14 protein-coding genes are annotated in these 19,920 nt (G+C 62.3%); 5 read left to right on the top strand and 9 right to left on the bottom strand.

Annotation, left to right across the window (positions count from 1 at the left end):
• The first annotated feature begins 288 nt into the window (after positions 1–288).
• Positions 289–1,311 carry a hypothetical protein gene (locus VZ068_RS07260; protein WP_349657289.1) on the top strand — a complete coding sequence of 341 codons (1,023 nt, stop codon included), beginning with the start codon at positions 289–291 and terminating at the stop codon, positions 1,309–1,311.
• Positions 1,312–1,633: 322 nt separating this feature from the next.
• A complete protein-coding gene (locus VZ068_RS07255) occupies positions 1,634–2,218 on the top strand; it encodes a hypothetical protein (protein WP_259166020.1) in 585 nt (194 codons plus the stop codon).
• Positions 2,219–2,527: 309 nt separating this feature from the next.
• On the opposite strand, the gene VZ068_RS07250 is transcribed toward VZ068_RS07255, so the two are convergent.
• From VZ068_RS07250 to VZ068_RS07240, 3 genes are all read right to left on the bottom strand, one after another.
• Positions 2,528–2,869, bottom strand: coding sequence for a hypothetical protein (locus VZ068_RS07250; protein WP_349657288.1), 342 nt, complete (start codon positions 2,867–2,869; stop codon positions 2,528–2,530).
• Between the two features lie 164 nt (positions 2,870–3,033).
• Complete coding sequence (locus tag VZ068_RS07245; RefSeq protein ID WP_259166034.1) at positions 3,034–4,962, bottom strand: alpha-L-fucosidase; 1,929 nt, start codon at positions 4,960–4,962, stop codon at positions 3,034–3,036.
• Between the two features lie 739 nt (positions 4,963–5,701).
• Entirely contained in the window at positions 5,702–5,995 is a 294-nt protein-coding gene (locus VZ068_RS07240) for a hypothetical protein (protein WP_259153331.1), read from the bottom strand.
• A gap of 311 nt (positions 5,996–6,306) precedes the next feature.
• Here VZ068_RS07240 and VZ068_RS07235 point away from each other — a divergent pair, with 311 nt between their 5' ends.
• Entirely contained in the window at positions 6,307–8,571 is a 2,265-nt protein-coding gene (locus VZ068_RS07235; RefSeq protein WP_349657287.1) for a methyl-accepting chemotaxis protein, read from the top strand.
• Between the two features lie 108 nt (positions 8,572–8,679).
• Here the strand turns inward: VZ068_RS07235 and VZ068_RS07230 are convergent, their stop codons facing one another.
• The 6 genes from VZ068_RS07230 to VZ068_RS07205 form a co-directional block, all read right to left on the bottom strand.
• Entirely contained in the window at positions 8,680–9,804 is a 1,125-nt protein-coding gene (locus tag VZ068_RS07230; protein WP_349657286.1) for a pyridoxal phosphate-dependent aminotransferase, read from the bottom strand.
• A 13-nt stretch (positions 9,805–9,817) separates the two neighbouring features.
• Positions 9,818–10,594, bottom strand: a complete 777-nt coding sequence (locus tag VZ068_RS07225; RefSeq protein ID WP_349657285.1) for an SDR family oxidoreductase — start codon at positions 10,592–10,594, stop codon at positions 9,818–9,820.
• Between the two features lie 11 nt (positions 10,595–10,605).
• Positions 10,606–11,829, bottom strand: coding sequence for an aminotransferase class V-fold PLP-dependent enzyme (locus VZ068_RS07220; protein ID WP_349657284.1), 1,224 nt, complete (start codon positions 11,827–11,829; stop codon positions 10,606–10,608).
• Positions 11,830–11,889: 60 nt separating this feature from the next.
• Entirely contained in the window at positions 11,890–13,347 is a 1,458-nt protein-coding gene (locus VZ068_RS07215) for an FAD-dependent oxidoreductase (protein WP_349657283.1), read from the bottom strand.
• 85 nt (positions 13,348–13,432) lie between these two features.
• Positions 13,433–14,587: a tryptophan 2,3-dioxygenase family protein gene (locus tag VZ068_RS07210; RefSeq protein WP_349657282.1), complete on the bottom strand. Its 1,155-nt coding sequence runs from the start codon at positions 14,585–14,587 to the stop codon at positions 13,433–13,435.
• Between the two features lie 10 nt (positions 14,588–14,597).
• Positions 14,598–15,128: a VOC family protein gene (locus VZ068_RS07205; protein ID WP_349657281.1), complete on the bottom strand. Its 531-nt coding sequence runs from the start codon at positions 15,126–15,128 to the stop codon at positions 14,598–14,600.
• A gap of 930 nt (positions 15,129–16,058) precedes the next feature.
• Between VZ068_RS07205 and mutS the strand changes: the two genes are divergently transcribed.
• Complete coding sequence (gene mutS, locus VZ068_RS07200) at positions 16,059–18,680, top strand: DNA mismatch repair protein MutS (RefSeq protein ID WP_349657280.1); 2,622 nt, start codon at positions 16,059–16,061, stop codon at positions 18,678–18,680.
• Positions 18,681–18,989: 309 nt separating this feature from the next.
• Positions 18,990–19,604 carry a DUF937 domain-containing protein gene (locus tag VZ068_RS07195; protein ID WP_259166045.1) on the top strand — a complete coding sequence of 205 codons (615 nt, stop codon included), beginning with the start codon at positions 18,990–18,992 and terminating at the stop codon, positions 19,602–19,604.
• Positions 19,605–19,920: the final 316 nt, after the last annotated feature.

Genomic DNA, 19,920 nt, shown 5'->3' with positions numbered 1-19,920 from the left:
TCGATAACGTTAATTGAACATGTACGTTCATCCCCGGCAACAATAAATAACCTGACATCGGCAACGCATTGCCGGCGTTATCCGAATTACAAGAAAAATTGAAACCGCAATATTCGCTTCATGATATTAAAATACAAGCGGAACTCAACCACATACCATCAGGCCCAAAATATGAATTTGCATGTCTCTGACTCGTCGCGTCTGAAATTAACGCACATGCAAATGTTCCGCATTTAAATTTTTAATAGTATTTAATTATCCAGCAAAGCACCTGCCTTAGGAAAATCAATGGCTGACAACATCAGATTGATCCAACCCAGCAAGCCCGCCACTAAATTGATTATCGGAGGACTCGTGGCGATCACTGGAATATACTCATTGACCTATTTTTCAGCTCAATCGAACAGCGATAAAACCGTTGACGCAAGCCACATCACCCAGACGATCCACCCCGTCGGGGTTGGCCATGCACCGCTTGCAGAGCATGCGCATACAAGTGGAATTGAATTCAACGATTCCACAAGTGCTGAAATTGACAAGCCCTTCAACGCGAGCGAGGTCCAGCAACGCTTACAGGATTTTTTCGATCGATGGGATTCAGGCCATGCCATGTCCCGGGCACAACGGGACATCTTCATGTCACGCTTGCTCAGCACGATCGATTCCAGCCCAGAGGGGCGAAAGGCGGTCGCTGACTATTATTCCAGAATACCTGCAAAAGACGCTGCCAATCGTGAAATTATTCAGAACATGATTGTTCGTAGCGAGACCGGCAGAAAAATGATGGTAGACGAGGCCAATCGCATTTGGGCAAGTAAGGACGACACCCTCTATACTGCGATGTACAAAACGTATGCAAATTTTCCTGGCACAGCGCCCAAAGAGGCACTGTCGCAGGCAATGTCGACCCTCAATAGCCATGCGAGCGACGTACCTACATCGGTCGCTGCCTTGAACTTTATTGGGACAATCGAAGAAGACACATCCAAGGATGCAATGTCGCTCAGAAGCAATGCCCTTTCCCAGCTGAATTCGGTTGCGACCGGAAACGGCGACGAAGTGGTGAAAGCACTGGCTGCGCAGAAGGTTTACCGACTCTCCTCCCCCGATGCCGCAGCAGATGCCGCGGTCAATTACCTGAGAGGTGGTGCAACCGAACCGCTGGTGAGACAGACGCTCAATTCGATCGCAAGCGGAGAGGTTGAACTCACCCCCCCGCTAAGATCGACCCTCCTGACCGCGGTAGCACGCCCCTCTGCGGCGCCTCAAGAACGGGAAGTTCTGGAATCTCTGCTGCAGGGTCACAGCTGAAAACATTCGTCCAGCTCCAGTCAGCGCGCACCCGCATTTCCTAGCCAGCTGTGCTGCGAGCCATGTGCTAAATAATTTTAAATACCCAAAAATCATCCTTTTATTTTTTCAAATCACATTGATCTGGACCAACCTGATCAATTGATAGCACAGCCATGCACGTAACGCTCGAAAATAATTCACACACGAACAATAAAAATACCCCACTACTGATTGCACACCTGCAATTTATTGACACCTAGCAACACTTAACCCGCACCGGGTCTAGTCACATCATAAATAAACTTCACCCCTAAAATTAAACAACCGCACGGAGATAATCGTGATTAATAATCTAAGAAAGCATTTCTACCTCGTCCTCTTGGTGTTGACTATGGTGGGAACCGCCCAGGCATCACCGGACAAACATATGTTCACTACCTTCGGAGGATGGTTAGGAAAAAATCAAAAGTCTTTCTACGAAGACCCGGGTGATCTTGCGGTATGTTACGGGGACGAAGCACATTGCCCAACCTCCACGAAGTCCACAACGCGCGGCACTTGCAAAGAACAGTCCTTCGACATCGGCGGAAGCTGGGATGTGCCGATCAGGATTCCTGGATTGTCCCTTGCGGGGAACTACAATCGTAGCTGGACAGAATGCAATGAAAGAGCCGACGAGAACTCCTGCCCCCCGAAAGCGCACTCCAAATACGCTCCAGCCATCCTAGTCGGCGAACGTTGGGGCCGCACTCATGTCACGGGAGCCAATTCCGGATGGTTCCAGAATGGCAGTTGCGAGGCTGGTTATAAGAAGACATGGATGGGTGGCCCCAACTGGCGTTGCGAATACAACGGTGCACCGTACGACAAGGACGGCTATCTTCCTGAATTTCGTTACGTCGGTTGCGAATATCTTCCGATCTGAGGGGGCATATTAGGCAGCAACCAGCCCGTTCACAAAAGTCACGGCCGCATTTGTGCCTGCTCTATTGAGCAGGCACAAATGCCAGGAGAGGCCTTGACCAATAACAAGCAAGCAGTGCTTGTGACAAAAGTCCAGGCCGGAGCAGTTAACGTTTGACGCTGCTAGCGAGTGCAGCAACACCCGCACGGCGACTGCTTAATTGAGATTGTGCCCGGAGCCACGGTAACGGTTACACAAGCTGCAACTGCCCGCTCCAAGTACAGCTAGGCTGTGGTACTCCGGCAATAGTGCGACGCCTGGAGTGCCGACCTAAGGCGTATCAAAGTTGCGCGGAAAATAGCGGTTGAATTTTTCTTCCCACGCCTGGAATTGCTCCAGCGTGTAGGCATCCATCGGGCGCGGGTCGTCCGCCAGCGCTTTATTCTGCGCAACGTAGGTGATGCGCTTGGACGACAGCTCATCCCACGCCTTTCTGAGCGTGACCGGATCCGGATGCGAGACCAGCATCGCTTCCAGCAACGTGGCCTGTGCCACGCGCGCGGCCAGCAGATCGCTGAGCGCTTCGGTCACGGCCTGCATCCAATCGTGCTGTTTCTGTTCCGTACCCAACCACGTCGCTTGCGTCATGCGCCGCGCACCATAGCGCGTCATCCGGAACGGCGGTGTGCAAGCACGGTTCAAGAGTCAGGTCACTACGTGATGCGAATACGCGATTTCTCTCCATCGCGTGGCCTGATGCATCTCAAGCCCGCGAAACCGCCTCGCCCCAACGATGCGCTCCCTCGCGGCTTATGGCCGCGAGGGGTCGCAAGCGCTCATCGCATGCGCGAGAACGCGCCGATCCCCGCGATCGCCAGCCGTTCGGCAGGCACCGCTGTTTCAGCGAACGACAGCCGCAGATAGCGGATCTGGCGGACCTCGGGGAAATTCAGGCGCTGGGTCGAAAGCGCGTAGGCGATATTGGACAGCTCACCGGCGCCAGCCGGCTGCCAGCGTTGGCCATCTTCGCTGGTTTCGGCGCGATAGCCCTTCGGCGGCGCCGCACCGTTCATCACCGTGCGCGAGGGGGTGAGGCTGAAACCGGCCACCTGACGCAGCGCGCCCAGATCGATGGTCGCCTGCGCGGGATGGCCCGGCGTGGGCGCGGGCGTGATCCAGATCGTGCTGGCATCGTCGTCGAGCAATTTTTCCGCCCCGGGCGCGCTCGCCTCGACGATGTGCCAGCCAGCGGTGGACAGCACGTCCGGCGCATTCGCCATCGGCCGCGCAACCGGCACTGGCGCCACGGCCCGGAATAACGCGAATTCGCTGATTGCCGGGCACACCGGCGCCTCAAGCACGACCAAACGCACCCGGCGCGCGGCGATCGGGCGCTCCAGCCGCACGATGCGCTGCGCACCAATGCACTGCGCTTCGGCCAGCCGACGCCATTGCCCATCGACCTCGGCTTCGACCGCGAAGCGAGTGACGCGCACGCCCAGCGGCAAATACTCGCGCAGCCGGATCAGGTCGAAGCTGTGCACCGCCGACAGGTCCAGCGTCAGCGTGGGCGTGGTGAGGTCATCCGGCGTGGACCAGTAGCTGTCCGGCTGCCGATCAAGCACGCGCGCCGGCTCGAATCCAGGACCGCGCGACGCACTGGCGCTGGCCTTGGCGCCCTTGGCCAGATCGATGGCGAAGCTGGCGCGGATTGCGTCGCCGAAACTCTGCAGCACTGCCACGTCGTGGTCGGCGATGCGGCCGCGTCGGTCGGGCGGGAGATTGAGGTTCATGTTGGTGCCGCGCGCGACGGAGGTGTCGAAATAGCGCACCAGGTTCTCCGGGCTGCGCACCTTGCCATCTTCATCGGCATGGTAGAACCAGCCCGGGCGGATCGAGGTGTTGGTTTCGGCCGGCCACCACAGCGCCCCTCCGCGCACCCCGGAGTTGCCGTTTTCCTGTGTGTAGGGCGCATTGGGCATGGTCGGCCAGGATGGATCACCAGCGATACCGTCCTCGTTGCCACCCCAGCGAATATCGGCGCCGAGCGGATCGAAGGTGCAGGCCATCGGCTGGTGCAGATGCACCAACTCGATCATTTTTGGCCAGTTGTAGTAAGCAGGCGCATCGATCTTGCGCGCTTCGCGCGCTCCACCGTAATAGCCGTCGCCACCATTGGCGCCGTCGAACCAGAACTCGAACAGCTCGCCATAGCCCGTGCAGAGTTCGACGATCTGCTTGCGAAAATAGTCGAGGTAGCCGGGGCGCCCATACTCGGCGTGGTTACGATCCCAGGGAGAGAGATAGATGCCGAATGCCAGGCCGGCGCGTCGACACGCCGCGGCCATCTCACCGACGATGTCGCCTTTGCCGTTCTTGTACGGCGAGTTCCGGATGCAATGCTCGGTCAAGCGCGTCGGCCAGAGGCAGAAGCCGTCGTGGTGCTTGGCCGTGAAAATGAGCCCTTTCAGATTGCCGGCCTTGGCAGCAGCGACAATCTGATCGGCCGAAAAATCGCTGGGGTCGAATTTGCCAGGATCCTCGTCGCCGTAGCCCCATTCCTTGTCGGTGAAGGTATTCATCGCAAAATGCACGAAAGCATATTGCTCCCACCGATGCCACCGCAGCTGGCGCTTGCTAGGAACCGCACCCCACGGTGCCGGCCCGTTTGCGCGCGGCGTCTGTGAGATCCGCGCCGCCGGGGAACTGAAGCTGGCAGCAGCGGCTACCACGCCCGTGGCAAGAAAGGTACGACGATCGATCATTGGCGCCTCCGACTTTGCACAAGTTTCGATCTTAGCTTTTTCAAAGGCGAATGAGTCCTCGCAACGACGCAACCGGCAGTGATGCAAGGCAACGCGCGCAAGCAGGCCACTGCGCGGCTGTCACTGAACAGCGTGCGAAGCGAGCTGCAACGATGCGTAGTTCAACCGCCGCTTGTCTCATCCCACGCTGCGCTGTGGTGCCAGCAGGGCGGCTCGTCTTTCCGCACGCGAAGCGAGTTCCGCGGACAGGACAAACAATGACTGGATGACACCCCGCCAAGACCGCAAGACAGTCTGGACTAGCCAGCACCCGCCAAGTTTTGTCATCAAGATTGACCGCAGACCTTATCGTTTGGCTTGCACTGCATTGCAGGGTCCACAGGACCTTGTGTGGCAGCAATTGCTCGGGCTGATTGCGCGCACTCCTCGATGTCAGGACGCCCTGTTCGTCAGCCGTACGCAGTGACGAGGCTGGTGTGGATTGCTCTACTGCAGCGTTGACAGGTCTTGCGCGATCCAGCGATGGACGAAACGCTGAATGAGCCCCGCATCCCGCGGCGTTTTGCCAAGCTCAAACCCACTAGGCGCGTCCTCCAGGCACTGCCTTTGAACTTCAGAGATTCTGCAGGTTATGCAGAGCACTAGCATCGGGCCAAACAAACATGCGCCGTGAAAAATACAATGCGCTCCGTCACTTGCCTTGTGTTTTCTACGGCGACGAAAAGGCGCGCCCGCGGACCTACGGCCCACCCACATCGCGCGGAAAATAGCGGCGAAACTTTTCTTCCCAGGCCTGGAATTGTTCCAGCGTGTACTCGTCCATGGGGCGTTCCACCGACGCGACGGCCTTGTTCTGTGCAACGATCGCGATCCGCTGAGACGACAACTCGTCCCAGGCCTTCCTCAAGGCCACCGGATCGGGATGCGAAACCAGCATGGCTTCCAGCAGCGTGGCCTGCGCCACACGCGCGGCCAGCAGATCGCTGAGCGCGTCGGTGACGGCCTGCATCCATTCCTGATTGCGGTTATCCATGCGCGGCGTGTCGTAGTTAATCGTTGGCAAACCACTCTAACGTGGCGGCCGCAACGATACCGTGCAGCAGCCGGCCGCCTGGATGACAGCGCGCAGTCCAGCCGCTTTGGTAGTCTGCGCGCCTTCACGCAGCACTCGCCAGTCGGGCAATTCCTGACCGCTGCCGAAGGCAATCTGCAGCTAAATCCGAGCGGTACAGTGGGGTCAAGTTTCCCAATGGCGCGTCGTTATCCACACGCCGGCCCGACACTCATGCGTTCTTCACGCAGTTGCCCAGACGGCACCCTTCGACTCGCACCTGGGATTGCCGCATGACCGCCTTACTCCAACGCTATTCCGTCGGCCGCCGCCTCGGCGCCGCCTTCGGCCTGTTGATCCTGCTGTCGGGCCTGCTTGTCGCCATCGGGCTGAGCTCGATGGCCAGCGCCAGAAAACAACTGGATTTCATCGTGCTGGACCGCATGGCCAAGATCCAGATGGGCAACGGGATGCTGGATGCCAACTCGTCGATCATGATCGCGCTGGGCACCTACGCCATGGCCACCAGTGACCAACTCAACGATGACGCGGTCGCGACGATCAAGACCCAACGGCAACGCTACAACGACTTGCGCGCCAAGCTCGACACCCTGCCCAGCTCCGAAGAAGGTCGCAAGATCCGGGCCGAGATGGATGCCAAGCGTGCCATCTCGGGCACGCTCAACGACCAGGTGATGGCGTTGGCCGCCAGGAACGACAACACCGCGGCGCAAACGCTGCTGAACGAAAAAGCCAGGCCTGCCACTTTGGCCTGGCAGGAAAAGATCCGCGAACTGGTCACCCGGCAGGAACAACAGAGCCAGCAGGCGTACACCGAAGCCGTGCAATCGATGAATCGCGCCAAGCTGCTGCTGCTGATCGGCGGCGTTGCCGTGGTCACGATCAGCGGCCTGCTGGCCTGGCTGATCACCCGCAGCCTCACCCATCCGCTGGCCCGTGCCACCAAGGCAGCCGAAGCGATCGCCAAGGGCCAGCTGGACAACCAGGTGCAGACAGACGCGCAGGACGAAACCGGCCGCCTGCTGCGCGCCATGAGCGGCATGCAGACCCAGTTGCAGTCCCTGTTGCGCGCGCAAGCCGAGATGGCCAAGCGCCACAACGACGGCCGGATCAGCTTCCGCATCGATGCCAATGCATTTCCCGGCGATTACGGCCGCATGGCGCACGACACCAACACCCTGGTCGCCTCGCATCTTGCGGTGCAGACCACGCTCGCGCGCATCATGGGCCGCTATGCCATCGGCGACCTCAGCGAGAGCATGGACGCGCTGCCCGGCGAAAAAGCCGTCCTCACCCAGACCATGAACGAGGTCAAGGCCAACCTGTCGGCGATGAATGCCGAAATCAAGCAGCTGGCAGTGTCGGCGGCCAATGGCGACTTCAGCGCGCGCGGCGATGCGGCCCGCTTCCAGTACGACTTCCACATCATGGTCGACAGCCTCAACCAGCTGATGGCCACCGCCGATGGCAATCTGCAGTCGCTGTCGTCGTTGCTGCAATCCATCGCCGCCGGCGATCTCACCGCCCGCATGAGCGGCGAGTTCAAGGGCGTGTTCGCACAGATGCGCGACGACGCCAATGCCACCGCCGCGCAACTGGCCGAGATCGTCGGGCGCATCCAGCACTCGGCGGTATCGATCAATTCGGCTGCCAGCGAGATTGCCGCCGGCAATCAGGACCTGTCGCAACGCACCGAGCAGCAAGCGGCCAATCTTGAAGAAACCGCCGCATCGATGGAAGAACTCACTTCCACCGTGCGTCAGAACGCCGAACACGCACGCCAGGCCAATCAGCTGGCGATCGGTGCCGCAAGCGTCGCCTCGCAGGGCGGCGACATCGTCAGCAAGGTCGTGGGCACCATGACCGGCATCGAAGCATCGTCCAAGAAGATCGCCGACATCATCAGCGTCATCGACGGCATCTCCTTCCAGACCAACATCCTGGCGCTGAACGCAGCGGTAGAAGCGGCACGCGCTGGCGAGCAGGGCCGCGGTTTTGCGGTGGTCGCCAGCGAAGTGCGCACCCTCGCCCAGCGCTCCACGGCTGCGGCCAAGGAGATCAAGAGCCTGATCGACGATTCGGTCGAGCGCGTGGCCGAAGGCTCGACACTGGTGCACAGCGCCGGCACCACCATGGCCGAGATCGTCGCCAGCGTGCAGCGCGTCACCGACATCATGGGCGAGATTTCCGCCGCCTCGCAGGAGCAGTCGGCCGGTATCGAGCAGGTCAACCTCACCGTCACCCAGATGGACGAAACCACGCAGCAGAATGCCGCGCTGGTGGAAGAAGCCACCGCCGCCGCACGGTCGATGGAAGAACAGGCGGTACAGCTCAGGCAGGCGGTGTCGATCTTCAAGATCGAAGCCGAACGCCCGTCAGTTGCGCGCGCAAACGCACCGACCGTACTGCGTCCCAGCAAGCCGGCCGGCGTTGCCGCACCGAAGCCACAGGCTGCCGCGGCATCGGTCAAGCGCCCGGTCAGGCAGGCGGTTGTCGCCAGCGCGACGAGCAATGGCGCAGATTGGCAAGAGTTCTAAGCCGTCGCTGTCAGCAACAGATGGCGCACTACCAAGGCCGGCTGCGTGAGCAGCCGGCCTTCTGCGTTGCGCCCAAGCACGTCTCAATCGATGGCGCCCAAACAGCGATCAGCTCCACTCGGCCAGCAACTGCGCCATCCGCGCAAGACCCAGCTCCAGCTCCTCGGGCGACACCCCACCCGCCCCCAGGCGCAGGTGCTGCGGGTATGCGTACGCACCACCGGACATCACGAACGTCTTGTACGGCGGGGCCAGCAGCCGGCTGCTGAAGGCATCGGCGTCGATCGGCAGGTTCAGATGTGCCATACCGAGCAGGCCTGCCTGCGGCCGCCGCCAGGTCAGTGCCGGCTGTTCGGCGACAAAGCGATCCAGCAGATCGATCCGCGCGTGCCCCATCGCACGCGAGTGCGCGACCGCAGCATCGAAATGCTCCGGTCGCAGCGCGACCTCGGCAATGCGCTCTCCCAGCACATTCATGATTTCGCTGGTGTTTTCGCGCAGCACCATCGCCGCATTGAGCAGGGCTTGATCGCGCGTCACCATCCAGCCGGTACGCAAACCCTGCAGGCCGAGCAACTTCGATACGCTGCCGGTGCTCACACCGCGGTCGTAAAGAGTCGCGATGCGTGGCGTCTCTTGTCTGTCCCACTCCAGGCCGCGATAGACCTCGTCGGACAGGATGTAGGCCCCCACGCGCTCTGCCGCCGCCACGATGCGCTGCAGCGTTGCCAGATTCTCCACGCGCCCGGTCGGGTTGTTGGGATTGCACAGAAAAATGAGCTTGGTCCTGGGCGTGACCAACGTTTCGAGCTGGTCGATATCCAGCGCCCAGCCGGAGGCCTCCAAACGCGTCACCAACTTGGGCACCGCACCGATCTGTCTTGCCAGCACCAGCGGTTGCTGCCAACCCGGCGCATCGATGACGAACTCGTCGCCGGCAGCGAGCAATTGCGTCAGCACCAGATAGTTCGCCTCCTGCGCGCCGGCGGTGATCAACACATCCTGCAACCCGCATGTGCTGGCATACCCATACTGCGCCAACACCCGCTCGCGCAGCAGTGGCAAACCTTGATAGTCCTCGCCAGTCCAGTCCAGCGACTGCGCAGGATCCAGGTGCGCCAGGTAGCGCTGCAACGGCGGCGATGGCGACAGCGAATAGGTGACGCAGGCATCGGGCTTGGCGCGATGCGCGGTGAGCCATTGCTCCCAGAAACTGTTCGATGGCACAGGCATGCGTGTGGCTCCCTTATCCCATGACGGCCGGGCACACGCCCAGCCCAAGCGAAGCGTCGATCACCGCGCCACGCAGAATGCGGGCCTCGTCGCGGCACAGGTAAAAGCACAGATCGGCGATCTCCCGCGGCGCGATCAAACGCCCGCCAGGCAGCGATGCCTCGAGTAGCCGGCGTTGCTCGGCCGACAATGCATCCAGGGTACTGGCCTGAAACATCGGCGTATCGGTGGCACCGGGACAGACGGTGAAAACATCGATACCCGTGCAGGCGTAGGTGGCCGCAAGCTGCCGACCCAGAAACGCCACCGCCGCCTTGCTCATGCCATCGGCGGCGCGAAAGCGCGGAAAGTGCGTGATGCCGCCATCCACCGAACTCATCAATAAAATCTTGCCGTGTCCACGCGCCAGCATGCCTGGGATCACATCCTCGCTCAGCCACAACGGCCCCAGCGTGTTGACCCGGAAAAACACCTCGTCCTGCTCCTTGTACGTGGCCGCAGCGCGCTCAACGGTCTTGGTGCCGACGCCGGCGTTATGGATCACGATGTCCAGCGGTAATGACAGCGTGTCCATCAGCCGCGCATGGCTTTGTCGGTCACCCACATCCAGTTCCAACGCGTGCATGCCCTCTTCGCCAACCTCATCGAGCAGCGCCTGCGCACGTTGCCGGCTCTCCTCCCCGGGGCGGTAGGTAAAGCTCACCCGGTACGCGGCCTGCGCAAAGAGGCGCACCAGCTCGACGCCGATCCCTCCTACACCGCCGGTAATCAACACATGTTTACGATCCATCCCGATTGCATTCATCGCGCAACTCCCGCAGTGACGGCCTGCATCAACGCATCGCGTTCGTCCAGGGCAGCGAGCGCGCCTTGCAACGCATCGCCCAGTCGAACCACATCCTCCATCGCCGCATACAACTGCATGGAGACACGCAGCACGTAGCTGGTGTTGTCTGGCCATGCGTTGACTGCCACGTCGATGGAAGACGTGTCGTACAGCCAGTCCTGCAGCGCAGCTGCATCGGGATACGCCGCGCAGATGCGAGGCGGCAGCGCGAATGCGACCATGCTGCCAAGGTGGTCGTCGGCGGCCAGGCGCTTGAGCGGCAGTCGCGCCGTCAGGTAGTGCCCACACCGCATCGCCAGCGCACGGTTGTGTGCGAGCAGCGCAGGCATGCCGCCGGGCAGCACGTTCTGCAGGAAGACGATCGCTTCGGGAATGCACAGCAGCGGCGTGGGGTCGGAGGTACCCAGCCAATCGAATTCCAGATGCAGGCGCGGGCGAGCGCTGCTGCGGTCGCCATAGCCGCGACTGATCACCGGCGGATGCACTCCCGCCTGACGATCGCGACGCACATGCAGGAACCCCGCACCACGCGGGCTGCAGAGCCATTTATGGCAATCGCCTGCGTAATACGCCGCCCCGATCGCTTGCACGTCCAACGGCAACATGCCCGGTGCATGGGCGCCGTCAACCAGCGTCTCGATGCCACGTTCGGCCAGCGCGGCGACCAGGGCGGCGATGGGAAATACGATCCCGGTGGGGCTGGTGACGTGATCCAGCACGGCAAGCCGCGTGCGTGCGGTGACCCGCTCCAGCACGGCCTGCACGACATGCTGCGGGTCCGGAACCGGCACGCCGACCTGCGCAACCACCACATGTGCCCCGTTGGTGCCGGAGACGAAATCGAGCACGTTGCGCGCAGACAGATACGCATGGTCCGTGGTCAGAATCTCGTCGCCGGGGACAAAAGGACACGAGCGCAGCACCGCGCTCAGTGCGGTGGTGACATTGGGCAGCAACACCAGATCGGTTGGATCGGCACCGATGAGCCCGGCCAGCGCCTCGCGCGAGGCATCCAGCAAACGCGGTAGATCGCGCAGGATGAAGGCAGACGGCAGGCGCTCGATCTGTGCACGAAACGCCGCCTGACGTTCCAATACATCATTGGGGCAGGCACCCAGCATGCCGTGATTGAGGCAGGCAACTGTCGGGTCGAGCGCAAAACGGTGTTTCAGCTGCATCGCTGGTGCGTCGGGTTGCCACGGTGGTTGCATCAGGTACGTCCTCTTGGCAACGGCAGATCAGGAAACAAGGGTGGACTCGGGCGCCGCGCGGTGCTGAGCGATCAGCTGCAACAGCGTCTGTCGGGAGGGTGTGGCCGGCGCAGGCGCGGGATGTGTCGCTGCCAGCGTGCGCACCCGCGTCATGACCTCGTACTGGTTGAAGATCGCAGACGGGTCTTCAAGCATTCCGGTGCGCCGCGCCAGTGCGTGCCAGACGACTGCATCCTGGCGCGCGGCTGCGGCAATCTGCGGCAAGTCGATCGCATCCGGGTGCTGCGCCACAGGCGATTGCTCGGCCCACACTGCGCGACGTATGCGGTCTTGCGCCACGCTATCGGCGTGCCAGGGCCGAACAAGACGCTGCGCAAGGGCATCGGCATCGATGGCAAGCCGCAGCGGGTCATCCAGTCCCTGGCGGTGGGCAAGATCGGCGACGGCATACGCGTAGCGCATCGCCAACGACATGCCGCGCGTATAGGTCGGATTGGTGGTGCACAACGCATCGCCGACCGCGACCGTCCCGGCGACGGTCGGCATGCCGCTGACCACCGCCGGCCGGTAGCGGTTCTCGCACACTGGCCAGCGCAGCACGTCTGACACCGGTTCGCAGACGCCGGCTTCGAGCCAGGGCGCAATGCCGGCGTGCGCGCATGCGGCTGCAGTGAACACCGCGGGCTCGGCCATGCAATGCCAGACGCTGTCGCCATGCGGCGCCATCAGCGTGATGGAGACATAGCCGTTATCGGCCGGACACACGATGCATCCACTGGAGGCGGCATAGCCGCCCACCGAAAATCCCGCCGTGAGCTGCACATTCGGCCGCTGCCGGCAGCGATACCAGCGCGTGAAATATGCCAGCCCGCAACTTTCCACCAAGGTATCGGGCATCTGCACACCAGCCTGCCGCAGCCATTTGCCGAATGCAGAGCCGCGACCCAGTGCATCGATGGTCAGCGCCGCACGCAGCTCGCCGCGTGAGGTGCACACTCCTTGCACCAGTGGACCATCCTCGGCACCAACCAGCAGGCCATGGACGCCGACCGCATCGCGCACCGTGATGTTGGGCTCTGCCAGCACCACCGAACGAACGACGTCCTCGATCAACGGGCGGCGCGTCGACAGGCCGAATAGCTCCGCATCCCCGCAGCGCGGCACAGCGACAGAGGGTCCAAGCCTTCCACCGAACGGCATCTCGACCGCACCGGCATCCAGTAGTGCCTGCCAGACGTCCGGTGCGCGTTCGCGCAACACCTGTCGCCCCAGCGCGGCCAGCGCATGCGTGTGACGCGCGTGCGGCACGCCTTTGCGCCACCAGCGCTGCGTGGGCAGATGGGCATCGCGCGCCAGCGATGCCCCGTCGACGAACTCGTCCCGTTCAAGCACGGTCACTTGGTAGCCGTGCCTGGCAAACGCCAGTGCGCTCATCAGACCGGCGATGCTGCCGCCGACCACCAGCACCTGCGAGGTGTCACTCATGGCAGCCAGCCCGCATCCGCATCGATCCCGTATGCCGACAGGTCGTAGGCAAACGGCAACCGGCGAACGACCGCAAACCTCGACATCACCGTCCATCCTCCGGCGCAAATCCATACGCCGCCGGGTTGTCGATCGGCGGCACGCTGGAGGCGCGTAGCAACAACGAGCGTACCGTCCAGAGTTCGACAAAAATCCGGTAGCGCAGCGCGGTCTGATCCAGGTAGTCGACACCCGCCGAGCCACCCGTACCAACGCGACGGCCGATAAAGCGTTCAACCATGCGCGCATGCCGTTGCCGCCAGATCAACATCGCCTGTTCCAGCTCGATCACGCTTTCCAGCAGTTCGCGCGGCCACGCAAGCTGCGGCAACTCACGATGACTTTCGACAAACAGCAAGGCAGCGCGTACCGCGCGGTGTGCGTCGTGGGCGGGCGCGCCCAGCTGCGCGTGCTCGTCGGCCAGCAGGAACGCCTGAGCGCTATCGTCTTCCGCCGCATACCGCGCCCGCAGCCGTTGCAACTCTTCCGCAGTGGCGGCCCGGTCGGCAGCCAAACACCAGCGGCGCTCGCTGTCTGCGCGCATCGCCTCGATATAGCGGCGCGCGAAGCGCTCCTTCGCTACCGGCGTAGTGGCGCCGTCGATCGGTAGCCGAGCCAGCCATGCGTAGAGACATTGCTTCAGCGTGGGGCCGGCCTTGGCGCGCGCGTCGACGCGCTGCGCGGCAGTCGAAGGACTGCCGTCCGGCAGCTTGAGCGCATCGCGATAGGAACCGGCGCCGATGGAAATACGCTGCGTATCCTCAAGACCCAGCAGGATCTCGATCTCGCGCAATTGCGCCGACTGAAACCCGCTGGCTGGCGTCAGCCGCTCGCGAAACTCGAGAAAGTCGCGCGCGGTCATGGTCTCCATCAATCGAAAATGCTGGTTCGCCTGCTCGAACACCGTGATTGCACGACGCAGCGAACGTACCCCGGCAACAACCTGATGCCCCGCCACCTGGTGTGAATTGAGCAGATCGCGCGTGTAGGTCAACTCGCGCAGCACCAGCTTGAACCACAACTCATGCACCTGGTGCACACTGATGAACAAGGCTTCGTCGTTGCTGACCGCTGCTTCGTCATCGTCAAGCCCTCCCTGCAGGGCGAGCAGTTTCTCGACCTTGATGTAGTCCCAGTAGTTCGCCGTTATCGCCCGCGCGCCTTTCCGGTGCTGCGACGCCAGGGCGGGCTCTGCATCCAAGCGGCCGGCATCATCCAAGCAAATGCTCCTTTTTCAGTTGCGTCCACGCAGCAAGATTGGCGTAGGCCATCTTCTCCAGATCGTCCCAAATGGCCGTTTGCGCCACCTCCGGCTTGACGATCAGCTCCAGTCGATGCCCATTCGGGTCGCGGAAATACCACGACCTGGCCAGCTCGGCATGCCTCCCGTCCCCGGCCACGTCGTGGATCACCGGTCCTTCCACCTCGACCCCGCCGGCACGCAGGCGAGCGCACAGTGCGTCCGCCCGCTTGCTGTCGCGCACTTCAAGCGCCAGATGCTGCGCCCAATCCTCCTCGACCGGCACCAGCGGAAGCGCACTGCCAAGCACCTCGAAGAAGCAGATATAGCTCCCGTCTTCCATTTCAAAGAAGACATTATTGTTCGTGGCCTTCAGGCCACTGGAAGGAACATGGTCGATCAGTGCCGCCGCAAACTTCAAACCCAGGGTTTCCGTATAAAAATGCACCGTTTCTGCCGCATCCCGGCAGCGATAACCCACATGATGAAGTTTACTCAACATACTTCCTCCCAGATTTCAGCCACAGAAAATCGACTTTCAATTAGTGAAAGCGCTCCGATCATTATTTTTAGCAAGCGAGAACTCACAACCATGCTTGCGCACAGCGTGATAGGCCATCGCAACTGCAGGACACACCCGGACCTGGAGGCCACCCCACCCGCCATGCATGCAACAAACCGACAGGGCTTAAGCGCTCTCATCCGCAACGAGACGGAACTTAGCACTTATAGCGGCAGATTTTTATTAATACCCCGACTATTTTCCGATGACATTTGCGATCGATCCCACCTCTTTCCGATGGCGCCGTAAATCGCTTCCGATGGGGAAAATCAACTTTTAGCGAGAGTTGCAGATCAGAACGCAGATCCATCGCGACATACATCACAAAGTGGTTCCCTGCAGATCATCGAAGACGATCGGAGGCCACCCACAAAAAAATTTTTATTTACTTCAATTTCTCGAGACAGATCTCATTCCAACCATAATCAGCACGTGGTTACTTAAATGGAACCATTATCCATCCCAGCTTTCGCCGCAGCGAAGAGAGTCGTGGATTGTCACTGACACACGACACGGTGGAAGCAGATGCATGGCCAACTCGCCCGACGACCTCCGGACAACAATCGACGACGCCTTGCCACGACACCCCGCACGATCGTCGCAAGCTGCGCTGGCCAACTGAGAGTGCACCCTCCACAAGGTCGCGACGCACTGAACCCGCCGCTCCGGTCCCTTCATTTGTTGCCTCTCCCCAAGCGGCCCGCGCTGCATCCTGGATCGCGGTTCCGGCGCGCTCGGCTTAAACTTGCCTCCCCACGCCCGACCCGACCACAGCCGCCGCCGCACGCGGCGCCCGGCAGGCCAATGCCGCACGCCCTGCACGCCATCGCCTGCCCGCCCCTACCGCGCCCAGATTTCGGAAGCCGTTTCTTGCAAAGCACTGACACCAAAGACAAATCCAAGCCCAGCGGCGGCGTTCCAGAGCACACCCCGCTGATGAAGCAGTTCTTCGCGGCCAAGTCGGACTACCCCGACCTGCTGCTGTTCTTCCGCATGGGCGATTTCTACGAGCTGTTCTACGACGATGCGCGCAAGGCGGCGCGCCTGCTCGACATCACCCTGACCCAGCGCGGTAGCTCCGGCGGCGCACCGATCCCGATGGCGGGCGTGCCGGTGCATGCGTACGAAGGCTACCTGGCGCGGCTGGTGGCGCTGGGCGAGTCGGTGGCGATCTGCGAGCAGATAGGCGACCCGGCACTGGCCAAGGGCCTGGTCGAGCGCAAGGTGGTGCGCATCGTCACCCCGGGGACGGTCACCGATGAGGCGCTGCTGGACGAGCGCCGCGACACCTTGTTGATGGCGGTCTCGCGCAGCAAGCAGGGCTATGGCCTGGCCTGGGCGGATCTGGCGGGCGGGCGTTTCTTGGTCAACGAAGTCGATAGCGTGGATGCGCTGGAAGCGGAAGTCGCGCGCCTGGAACCGGCCGAGCTGCTGGTGCCGGACGAGGACAACTGGCCGGAGTTCCTGCGCGGCCGCATCGGCGTGCGGCGGCGGCCACCGTGGCTGTTCGACGCGGACAGCGGGCGTCGGCAGTTGCTGGCGTTCTTCAAGCTGCACGATCTGTCCGGCTTCGGCATCGACGACAAGCCGTGCGCCACGGCCGCCGCCGGTGCGCTGCTGGGCTATGTCGAGGAAACCCAGAAACAGCGCTTGCCGCATCTGACCTCCATCGCGATGGAAGTGGCCAGCGAGGCGATCTCGATGAACGCAGCCACGCGCCGGCATCTGGAGCTGGACACGCGCGTGGATGGCGACACCCGTAACACCTTGCTCGGTGTGCTGGACAGCACGGTTACGCCGATGGGCGGGCGATTGCTGCGACGTTGGCTGCATCGCCCGTTGCGCCTGCGCGATGTGCTGGTGCAGCGCCACCACGCAGTGGCGAGCCTGATCGACTCCGGCGCCGATGCCGACGTGCGTGAAGCCTTCCGCGCGCTTGGCGACCTGGAACGTATTCTCACGCGCGTTGCATTGCGCTCGGCGCGCCCGCGCGATTTCTCCACCCTGCGCGATGGCCTGGCGCTGTTGCCGAAGGTACGTACGATCCTGGCACCACTGGATTCGCCGCGCCTGCAGACCCTGTTCGCCGAATTGGGCGAGCACGATGCCACCGCGCATCTGTTGAGCAGCGCAGTGGCCGAGCAACCACCGCTCAAGCTCAGCGACGGTGGCGTCATCGCTACCGGCTACGACGCCGATCTGGATGAGCTGCGCCGCCTGTCCACCAATGCCGATCAATTCCTGATCGACCTGGAACAACGCGAGCGCGCCAGCAGCGGCATCGCCACGCTCAAGGTCGGCTACAACCGCGTGCATGGCTACTACATCGAGATCAGCAAGGGCCAGGCCGAGAAAGCCCCGCTGCACTACAGCCGCCGGCAGACGCTGACCAATGCCGAGCGCTACATCACCGAAGAACTCAAGAGCTTCGAGGACAAGGTGCTGTCGGCGCGCGAGCGCTCGCTATCGCGCGAAAAACTGTTGTACGAAGGCCTGCTCGATGCGCTGGGCAGCGAACTGGAAGGCCTCAAGCGCTGCGCTGGCGCCCTGAGCGAACTGGATGTATTGGCCGCCTTCGCCGAGCGCGCGCAGGCACTGGACTGGTCGCAGCCGGAACTGGACAGCGCACCGTGCCTGCGCATCGAACGCGGCCGCCACCCGGTGGTGGAAGCGGTGCGCGACCAACCGTTCGAACCCAACGATCTGGACCTGCACACAGACCGCCGCATGTTGGTCATCACCGGCCCGAACATGGGCGGTAAGTCGACCTATATGCGGCAGAACGCCTTGATCGTGTTGCTGGCGCATATCGGCAGCTTCGTGCCGGCCAGCCGGGCGGTGATCGGGCCGATCGACCGCATCCTCACCCGCATCGGCGCCGGCGATGACCTGGCGCGCGGGCAATCCACCTTCATGGTGGAAATGGCCGAAACCAGCTACATCCTGCACCACGCCACCCCGCAATCGCTGGTGCTGATGGACGAGATCGGCCGCGGCACCTCGACCTACGACGGCCTTGCCCTGGCCGACGCGGTAGCGCGCCATCTGGCGCATACCAATCGCTGCTACACGCTGTTTGCCACGCATTACTTCGAGCTCACGGCACTGGCCGACCAATCGCATGCCGGCGGCGCCAGCGGCATAGCCAACGTGCATCTGGATGCAGTCGAACACGGCGAGCGCCTGGTGTTCATGCATGCGGTCAAGGATGGCCCGGCCAATCGCAGCTTCGGCCTGCAGGTCGCCGCGCTCGCCGGCTTGCCCAAAGCGGCCGTGACCCAGGCGCGTCATCGCCTGGCCGAACTGGAACAACGCGGCGGCGACAGCCATGTCGCACAGATGGCGCCGGCCGCATTGGACGCCCCGCAACAGTTCGGTCTGTTCACCGCGCCCTCGTCCGCTGCACAGGAAGCGCTGCAGGCGCTGGACCCGGACGAACTCACGCCCAAGCAGGCGCTGGAAGCACTGTATCGGTTGAAGGCGTTGCTTTGAGGGAGGGGATTGGGGAGTCGGGATTGGGGATTCGTCACGGCGCAGCTTGCTGCGCTTACGGATCTGTCACGGCAGCAGGGTTGGTTGGTCGTTTGAATGCTGGTTTGGAGGTTCGCCACGGCTTTAGCTGCATGCCTGACGCTTGCGAGACCCGATGATCCATTGCTGTTGCAGGTTTGCGTGGTTGCTCGAATGCTGCCCTGCGACAGCGCCGCATCGCGCCCCGCGCGGTGACGCGCAGCGCGCGGATTGCTCTGCTGGCGCGACGGGCGCACGCTGCCGCAACGTTTAGTCCAACCGGAGACACCGATGACCACGTCCGCCTCGTTGACCGATCAACTTGCCGCGCAGTTGCAAGGTCCGCAGTTGCAGCAACTCGCCAGCCGGCTCGGCATCGCGCCCGAGCAGGCCCAATCGGCGGTGCAGACCGCGCTGCCACTATTGATGGGCGCACTGGGCCGTAACAGCCAGCAGGCCGGTGGCACCGATGCGTTGCTGGGTGCCTTGCAGCGCGATCATGCCGGCAGCCCGGACGTCGGCAGCCTGCTCGGCTCGCTGCTGGGCGGCTCGGCCAGCGGTGCGCAAGGCAATGGCGCCGGTATCGTGGGGCATCTGTTCGGCGACAAGGCACCGCAGGCTGCCGCAGGCCTGGGCCAGGCCACCGGGCTGGAAACCGGCAAGGCCAATCAGCTGCTGCAATTGCTGGCGCCCATCGTGATGGCGTATCTGGCCAAGCGCTTCCTCGGCAGCGATGCCACCGCCAGCAGCCAACTCGGCCCTGCCCTGGCACAGGAACGCCAGCAGGTCAGCAGCAATGACGGCGTCAACGGCCTGCTAAGCAGCGTGCTGGACCAGGATGGCGACGGAAAGCTTGGACTGGGCGATGTGATGAAGCTCGGTGGCAGCCTGTTCGGCAAGCGCTGACCGTGCGAGCGCACGTCGGTTCGGTGCCGGCGGGTCATCCATAGCATCTCGCTATCGATATGGTTGAATAATTCGAATTCCCCAACCGATCGATGCTGCTTATCGTGTGCGCATGCCGCCACGATGAGTCCGCCTGTCGCACATGTCCGCCAGTCACATTCTGCAGATCGCCTCATACCGACCCCTGCAGGCAGGCGCTAGCATCGCCACACGCGGCGACGCTTCTCGATGCCCCCACGGCCGCATGTGCGCCTTCGATGGATGACCACCGCTGACGCATTGCCCGCCCTTTCAACTCCACCAGCACGTGTCCGCA

Origin of the sequence: Xanthomonas sp. 10-10 (assembly GCF_040182365.1) — a bacterium.
GTDB lineage: Bacteria > Pseudomonadota > Gammaproteobacteria > Xanthomonadales > Xanthomonadaceae > Xanthomonas > Xanthomonas arboricola_F.
This window is presented reverse-complemented; position numbering and strand designations above follow the sequence as displayed.

Excerpts from the sequence above, each read along its gene's own strand:
- VZ068_RS07260 (WP_349657289.1), top strand. The coding sequence starts at position 289 with ATGGCTGACAACATCAGATTGATCCAACCCAGCAAGCCCGCCACTAAA.
- VZ068_RS07195 (WP_259166045.1), top strand. The coding sequence starts at position 18,990 with ATGACCACGTCCGCCTCGTTGACCGATCAACTTGCCGCGCAGTTGCAA.
- VZ068_RS07240 (WP_259153331.1), bottom strand. The coding sequence starts at position 5,995 with ATGGATAACCGCAATCAGGAATGGATGCAGGCCGTCACCGACGCGCTC.
- VZ068_RS07235 (WP_349657287.1), top strand. The coding sequence starts at position 6,307 with ATGACCGCCTTACTCCAACGCTATTCCGTCGGCCGCCGCCTCGGCGCC.
- VZ068_RS07215 (WP_349657283.1), bottom strand. The coding sequence starts at position 13,347 with ATGAGTGACACCTCGCAGGTGCTGGTGGTCGGCGGCAGCATCGCCGGT.
- VZ068_RS07250 (WP_349657288.1), bottom strand. The coding sequence starts at position 2,869 with ATGACGCGCTATGGTGCGCGGCGCATGACGCAAGCGACGTGGTTGGGT.
- VZ068_RS07230 (WP_349657286.1), bottom strand. The coding sequence starts at position 9,804 with ATGCCTGTGCCATCGAACAGTTTCTGGGAGCAATGGCTCACCGCGCAT.
- VZ068_RS07205 (WP_349657281.1), bottom strand. The coding sequence starts at position 15,128 with ATGTTGAGTAAACTTCATCATGTGGGTTATCGCTGCCGGGATGCGGCA.
- VZ068_RS07225 (WP_349657285.1), bottom strand. The coding sequence starts at position 10,594 with ATGGATCGTAAACATGTGTTGATTACCGGCGGTGTAGGAGGGATCGGC.
- VZ068_RS07245 (WP_259166034.1), bottom strand. The coding sequence starts at position 4,962 with ATGATCGATCGTCGTACCTTTCTTGCCACGGGCGTGGTAGCCGCTGCT.
- VZ068_RS07220 (WP_349657284.1), bottom strand. The coding sequence starts at position 11,829 with ATGCAGCTGAAACACCGTTTTGCGCTCGACCCGACAGTTGCCTGCCTC.